7 protein-coding genes and 3 pseudogenes are annotated in these 6,974 nt (G+C 46.0%); 6 read left to right on the top strand and 4 right to left on the bottom strand.

Annotated elements, in window-relative coordinates:
* A partial coding sequence (locus tag P378_RS20135) for a hypothetical protein (protein ID WP_207654035.1) occupies positions 1–359 on the top strand: 359 nt, incomplete at its 5' end.
* Positions 360–491: 132 nt separating this feature from the next.
* Here P378_RS20135 and P378_RS12180 read toward each other — a convergent pair.
* The 3 genes and pseudogenes from P378_RS12180 to P378_RS12170 all read right to left on the bottom strand — a co-directional run.
* Positions 492–1,211, bottom strand: a complete 720-nt coding sequence (locus tag P378_RS12180; RefSeq protein WP_099083441.1) for a hypothetical protein — start codon at positions 1,209–1,211, stop codon at positions 492–494.
* Between the two features lie 200 nt (positions 1,212–1,411).
* A pseudogene (locus P378_RS12175) lies at positions 1,412–2,407 on the bottom strand (IS1634 family transposase); the annotation flags it as partial.
* A gap of 265 nt (positions 2,408–2,672) precedes the next feature.
* A pseudogene (locus tag P378_RS12170) lies at positions 2,673–3,241 on the bottom strand (IS1634 family transposase); the annotation flags it as partial.
* Positions 3,242–3,263: 22 nt separating this feature from the next.
* Between P378_RS12170 and P378_RS23635 the strand changes: the two are divergent.
* From P378_RS23635 to lipA, 3 genes and pseudogenes are all read left to right on the top strand, one after another.
* Positions 3,264–4,254: pseudogene (locus tag P378_RS23635) on the top strand (dihydrolipoyl dehydrogenase family protein).
* Positions 4,251–4,628 (top strand): NAD(P)/FAD-dependent oxidoreductase, encoded by a 378-nt coding sequence (locus P378_RS23630; protein ID WP_338013911.1) that lies wholly within the window; start codon positions 4,251–4,253, stop codon positions 4,626–4,628. The pseudogene P378_RS23635 and the gene P378_RS23630 overlap by 4 nt, the downstream one beginning before the upstream one ends.
* A gap of 72 nt (positions 4,629–4,700) precedes the next feature.
* Entirely contained in the window at positions 4,701–5,588 is an 888-nt protein-coding gene (gene lipA, locus P378_RS12160; protein WP_099083440.1) for a lipoyl synthase, read from the top strand.
* A gap of 17 nt (positions 5,589–5,605) precedes the next feature.
* Here the strand turns inward: lipA and P378_RS12155 are convergent, their stop codons facing one another.
* Complete coding sequence (locus tag P378_RS12155) at positions 5,606–5,920, bottom strand: DUF2508 domain-containing protein (RefSeq protein ID WP_099083439.1); 315 nt, start codon at positions 5,918–5,920, stop codon at positions 5,606–5,608.
* 196 nt (positions 5,921–6,116) lie between these two features.
* Between P378_RS12155 and P378_RS19660 the strand changes: the two genes are divergently transcribed.
* Both P378_RS19660 and P378_RS19655 read left to right on the top strand, forming a co-directional pair.
* The gene (locus P378_RS19660; RefSeq protein WP_180261084.1) at positions 6,117–6,254 is read left to right on the top strand and encodes a hypothetical protein; all 138 of its coding nucleotides are present in this window, start codon (positions 6,117–6,119) and stop codon (positions 6,252–6,254) included.
* 217 nt (positions 6,255–6,471) lie between these two features.
* Positions 6,472–6,609, top strand: a complete 138-nt coding sequence (locus P378_RS19655) for a hypothetical protein (protein WP_180261083.1) — start codon at positions 6,472–6,474, stop codon at positions 6,607–6,609.
* The last annotated feature ends 365 nt before the right edge of the window (positions 6,610–6,974 follow it).

Below are 6,974 nucleotides of genomic sequence, written 5' to 3'. Positions count from 1 at the left end.
CCTTCTGTGCGTGTAACCACATCGGCCATTCTCAATTCATATTTCGGAGCTCAATCACTTCAGCTTTCGCTTTCGGCCCGCTATTTTGCCGTTCTACGCTTAAAGCTTTCAGTTACCTGAAAACCTCCAAGAACTGGCTACAGGGCTGCTGGTTAGGCTTTACCCTGGTGGGGCTTACACCCACTAGACTTAGCGACCTTACCCGGCCGCACTACACAAAACTAATTACGTCCTCCATGAGTATTTTCTTTATCCTCACAACAGTTCTTTTTGCCGGGCAACTGCCCGGTAGTCCCGTGGTTACGGTGACTGTGGCCGCCGCATCAGCCGCCACCCCGGAACATCATCGCTATCATTAAAACAATAAACAGCAGTGGCAGGTAATTGGTAATGTTCTCCACCCTAAGACCTCCTTTCATGCTGTAAATGATCTTGGGTAAGTTTAGCCCCTGTTTTTATAACAGGGGCTATGTAGTTACTGCTTATTGTTTTTATGCTTCCTGATGGGCATGGCCATCGGCGCTTTCCATTCCGACAAAGTTACCGTGCCAAGTGTGATACCAGACTTGACCGGTGGCACTGTTGACACTGAGCATGCCAACGATTTTTCCGTCTTTAAGAGTGTGCAGAGTGTAGTAGCCATAAAATTCATGGGGTTCAGCCGCAGTCTCACCGGAATTGTTTCCCTTTAAAAAATCGTTGGCAATTTTTATAGAATCCTCCGGTGAAACAGATGGCTTATCACTGGTCTCTGAACTGTAACCCATCATCATACCGCCCATATGCCCGTACTTGACATTCCACATCATATTGGGCCCCATTTCCGGGCTGATGGAGCCGGTACGCTTATCCAAAATAAACTCTTGGGCATACTTGCCACTTTGGTCTTCCCTTGTCTCCACATAAAAGTGGGTATCAAACTCCATCACTTCCGCCAAGGAAATGCCCTCTAGTCCTGAAGTTTTTAAATAGTCATTGACCAACACCTCTGCCTTTTCAGAATCTACCGGCTCCTTCAGGGCAATACCGCCGCTACCCATCATGTTGCCGTGGATGCCCATCATAGAAGAACCCATCATTCCCATTCCAGGCAGTCCCTGTCCCATTCCCCAGCCTCCAAAGTTCTCCTTGACATTGGCGGAAGTTAGAACAGGTATGGATAACAAAAGTGTCACGATCAATAATCCTGATACCAGCAGTTTTTTGTTCAAAACGATCCCCTCCTTTGCTTTATGGCTTTATCATAACAACCAAGTTTTACAAAAACAGCACAGCCGTTTAACGTTTTTGTGATAATTTTGCCGCAAAATGGAAATAAGGTTTCCATATCTCCCTAGCGTGAGTTTACGAAATAACGATTACAATAACCCCTCAGCCAGTAACCACAAGACTTTCAGGGGATAGAAACGTATTACCCCCCGAGGGCATACTTTTTGATGTCTAAAATCTCTAAAACCCTTTTTTCCTCAGGCGTTAATTTGGTTAATGAAAAACATTCTCGATCCTTTTTTGACTTGCCTTTCTTGGGGTAAATTGTAATTACCTGTTTTATATTAGATAACATTGACAGCATTTTATTGATACTGATTTTAATRCCATTATCACTGAGAATAYGGTTTAATAAACAGCACAATCTGAGAGCCAGAACACAATAAAATGCATGAACTCTAATTTTTTGGTCRGTCCAGTGATGTATTGGACGAAAGCCTAAAAATGTAGTGTTTTTCATTTGTTTAAAGGCATCTTCAATGTGGTATTGCGAACGGTACGTGGAGATTATTTTTTCATTCGGCCAGCCATGGTTGTCTGTAAATAAAATAGTTTTGCCAAGATAATGTTCCTGAATATATTCTAATTGCTTGATATCCAAGGAAAAATCAAGATGGGCAAAGCCTTCACGCTCATAGACGTTTGTTTTGAAAAYGTCAGACATAAATTCCCCGTGCAGTATGTTATCAATATWTTTTTGCACAGAGGCAATAGTGGGTTTGCGCCCTTTGGTAACCCTGCCAGTTGCACGATTAATCAGGGATTGCTGCAATTYATACAATTTTAAGGTTGATTTTTCAATGTTCTTTGTTATACCTTGCATCTGACCGACTAAAAGCRCCGGATTGCGAACAACTAAAACGGTCATCTCCTGGCCATAAACGGAAAGTTTGGTGCGATATACCTTGACGTTTTCAAGGCCATTTCCGCTAACCGGCTCAAATTCACGGGATGGAATTTCCAGTAATGCTTTTTGCTCTGAAAGTTTAAGTGAGCCCACGACATTAAAGGGTAAGTCACCGTCTTTAATAAGTTTCATATTTTCCAGGGAATTATTTCCCTTATCAAAAACAAGGGTTACATTCCTGGGTTTACCACAAATTTTAATGAAACGATCCTTAAGTTTACTTATAACGGCCCTAACCCGGACTAGCCGGAACCAAAAAAGGATTTTTGATTATCCGCGTCGAAATGAGTGTTGTTTAATGGCATATTTGCCAATACGGGGATATCGCCCCGATCTATATTCATTACACCCCATGCGGTGCTGAGCGCTGACCTACATAGAGAGCGCAATATTATGGATGCCATCCTTTTTTCTTAATAAGAGAGGTTGGCTAGTTTTGCTATTCTCAAAAACCCGCTTTTTTCCATTTTGCGTAGATGTTCAGTCGTAACGGATTAAACTGAACAGAATCATAATCATTACCCGGGTATACCTCATGAAAAAGAGGAACATTGAAATCAGGGGTAACCATCATTGCCAGACCGACAATTTTCAAGTCAGACCGTTTCTCCTTGCTGTGGCCTCTCTGTGGCAACTTGCTGGAGGAAAGAATATCAACATAAGTAAAAAAATTGGTGGTATCATAGATAAGGCAATCCGTCGAAAGATTATATTTATTTACAATGAGCCGGGTAAATTCATCTTCAAAATTATTAATGGCGGATTCGGACAACAAGCTCATATTATCCCAGAATCGCTGGCTGGATAACAAATTCTTTTGGGCAGGTAACAGCTTGTAAAGCATTGTTTTAGTGTACCAATCGCCAATTTGGTGTTTACTGACAGGGTTAACAACCCGGTTAATTGCTGCCAGCAGCATATATTCACCAACGCTTAGCCCCTGYTCCCGYTTGGTGCATATTTATCGATTATCTCAACAACCCCAAGTTGTTTGGCGATATCATACAAAGCACATACAGCACCAAATTCTAAAACAATACTGTGTTTAGGATTGTCTAAACAGGAGGGTTTTTTCTTGAGTTATCAAGTGGTTGTAATCGGCGGTGGTCCCGGTGGCTATGTGGCGGCCATCCGGGCGGCCCAAATGGGAGCCAAAGTAGCCCTGGTGGAAAAGGACGAGGTGGGGGGGACCTGCCTCAACTGGGGCTGCATTCCAACAAAAGCCCTGGTGGCCGGCGCGGAGACCCTGCATAAAGTCCGCCGGGCCGAAGAGTTTGGCATCCGCGTCGGGGAAGTCAGCATTAATTACGCCAGGCTGGTGGAGCGCAAGGATGCCGTAGTGGGTAAAATGGTTACCGGTGTTCTATACCTGTTGAAAAAAACAAAATTGAATTAATACGGGGAACGGCTAAACTCGCTGGTCCGTCAAAAGTGGCGGTAACCTTAAATGACGGCGGCGTTACCGAACTGGCAGCAGAAAATATCATTTTGGCCACCGGCACCCGGCCGGCCTTAATTGAAGCTTTCGGTTATGACGGTGAGAGGGTCATCACCTCCAACGAAGCCCTGTCCCTCAAAGAAGTACCGGGCGAAATGCTGATCATCGGCGGCGGGGTCATTGGTTGCGAATTTGCCTGTATCTTTGCCGAAATGGGCTGCCGGGTGACCATTGCGGAGGCTATGCCGGGCATTTTACCTCTGATCGAGCGGGACGCGTCCCGGCAGATGCAAACTCTTCTCAAGCGCAGGGGCATTACCATAAAGACCAAGGTGAAGATCGAGAAGGTGGAGAAGTCCGGGGAGAAAGTTACCGCCATCCTGGAGGGCGGGGAGGCCATTACCGCAGATAAAATTCTTATTTCCATCGGCCGCGCATGAACACCTCCGGCCTGGGGTTGGAAGAAGCAGGTGTCCGGCTGGGGCAGCGGGGCGAAGTGCTGGTGGACGAACATTTGGCCACCGGTGTCCCGGGCATCTATGCCATCGGGGACATTACAGGCAAGATCCAACTGGCCCATGTGGCCTCCGCCCAGGCACTGGTGGCTGTGGGCAACATCATGGGCAGCCCCGAAAAATGAACTACGATGTGGTGCCCAACTGTATCTTTACCATGCCTGAAGCGGCCGGCGTGGGACTGACCATTCAACAATGCGAGGAAAAGGGCATCAAACCGAAGGTAGGAAAATTCCCCTTTATGGCCTCCGGCAAAGCCGCTACCATGGGAGAGACCGACGGCTTTGTCAAAATCCTGGCCGACCCGGCAACGGACAAAGTGCTGGGTGTACACATCGTCGGCCCCCATGCCACCGACTTGATCGCCGAAGCAGCCCTGGCCATAGAACTGGGGGCTACGGTGGATCAAATTACACAGGTCATTCACGCCCATCCCACCCTGGCGGAAACCGTTCTGGAAGCTGCCGAAGCAGTACATGGGCGGGCTATACATATCTAAATAAGAAGGTGGTTGTTTTTTACCACGTGGTTCGCTACTTTTAAACTGAATAAAATCTTTGGAGGATGTACAATGGCAGGACAATTTCCGGACTGGATGCGGCGAAAAGTAACCTATACGGCGGATCTGGCCCGTACCAGGGAATTGTTGAAGGACTTGTCCCTGCATACGGTTTGCCAGGGGGCCCGCTGTCCCAATATGTCCGAGTGTTTTTCCCGCCGCACGGCTACGTTCATGATTTTAGGAGGCACCTGTACCCGGGGCTGCCGTTTTTGCGCAGTTCATAAAGGATCTCCGGGGTCGGTTGATGAAGGGGAACCGGCACGGGTGGCGGAAGCCGCCTACCGGTTGGGCTTAAAACATGTGGTGATTACCTCGGTCACCCGGGACGACCTGCCCGACGGTGGGGCAAACCAGTTTGTTCAGACCATCTGGGAAATCCGGTACAGGGTGCCGCAGGCTACGGTGGAAGTCCTGACACCGGACTTTGGAGGTAATAAGAAAGCCATATTGCACGTGGTGCAGGCCAGGCCGGAAGTATACAACCACAATGTGGAAACCGTGCCCAGGCTTTACCAGGAAGTGCGTCCCCAGGCCGACTACCGGCGTTCCCTGGAACTTTTGAAACTGGTCAAGGAGACGGACCCCCGAATTTTATCAAAATCCGGTCTTATGGTGGGGTTGGGCGAAAGCAGGGAGGAGGTCCTGGAAGTCATGGGAGATTTAAGAAAGGTCCATTGTGACCTGTTAACCATCGGGCAGTACCTGAAACCGGGGGACAGCCACCTGGAGGTTAAGGAATACGTTACCCCGGACACCTATACCTTTTACCGCCGGGAAGGACGCAGGATGGGCTTCCAACAGGTGGCAGCCGGCCCCTATGTGCGGAGTTCTTACCGAGCGGAGGATGTTTTTGATGCGGAGGATGCCCCAACAGGACAACCAGAGAAACAATTGTAATAATAGCCCCGGGGGAGCTAACGGTTGTTGGCTACCACCGGGGCTATTTCTGTGGGTTCCCACGCGGTATAATGCATGCTCCTGGCCTTCTGCAGCAACGCGATGTAGCGTCTTTCGCAGGCGGTGGTCTTTAAAATCGCTGCCTCCAGCAGGTCTTTGTCTGCCCATTGCATCTGTTCCTGGGCGATCAGCCAGGCCTGTCTTGCCTGTTCAATCTGCACCTCCAGGGTAAATTCGTTGTCGCTGGTTTTATCAAGGAAAATCGCTTTCTTCAGTTTTCTCCAGGAAAAATCCTTTCCCAAGCATCGAAAAATCTGTCTGTCAACTTTCATTGGAACACCTCCTTGTCCACTTGTTAATGTGTATTACCAATCATTAACAGGTAGTACAAAAATGGTAAAAATAAAGACAATTCGGTATTCGAATTAAGTGACTTATTTTACAATTTTGATTAAGGTCCGAAGTATTGAAGACGTTCACTGTGATTGTTATAATTTTCCCAAGTAATTTAACCAGGAGGTATTATAAATGGCAAAATTGATCGGGAAAATTAAAATTGTGAACGGCAAGGTTGAGCTGGTTCGGATCGGTGAAGGAGAAAAGAAGATAAAAATGGGCTGCTGTTACAAGATGTATGCTGCCTTACGCCAGGTTAAAGAAGCATAATAACAGAGGCAGAAAAGTTTGGGCAACCACCCAAACTTTTTTATTAACCGTTTATATTTCCAGAACAGTGTGAAATAAGGAATAATTTAAGAGTAAATAAAAAGCTTTCGCTCTAAATTTTATGACTAATTTTACTATTTCGACTTGAAACTGTTAGTATTGCTAACAAAGTTTGTGAATGCTATACTTTTCTCAAATAAATAGGGAGGTGGCCTCTATGTCAAAGCTGATTGGAAAGATTAAAATCATCAACGGCAAAGTCCAGCTGATTCGCATCGGTGAAGGAGAAAAGAAGCTTAAGACGGGTTGCGTCTATAAAATGTACGCCGCTTTACGAAGAGTGAAAGGTGCATAAGAACGTAAGTAAGTTGGGAAGTTACCCCCCAATTTTTTTTTATTTAAACAGTAAACCCCTTTTAACAGGGGTTTTTTGTAATTTATTATGATTTTAGTTTGCCGAGCCAATTCAGCAAGTAGGTAAACCATTTGCTTTTTTTGACAGCTGGCGGAGGTGGTACCGGAGATCACTAGCGTTGCATAAATAAATTTCCAAAATGTCAATATCTAAAATTCTAGAAAAAAACCAATAAATCATTGTTTTTCCAGCAATATCCTGTAAAAATGATTAAAATCTCCTTATAATTGAGGTATAACAGGTAGTCCTGTCCATAATCTCAAAAATAAGGAGACATCGCATGGACAAGGATACCAATAAATCCA

The organism is Desulforamulus profundi (assembly GCF_002607855.1).
Note: the sequence above shows the minus strand (reverse complement) of the source record. Positions and strands in the feature narration are given on the sequence as shown.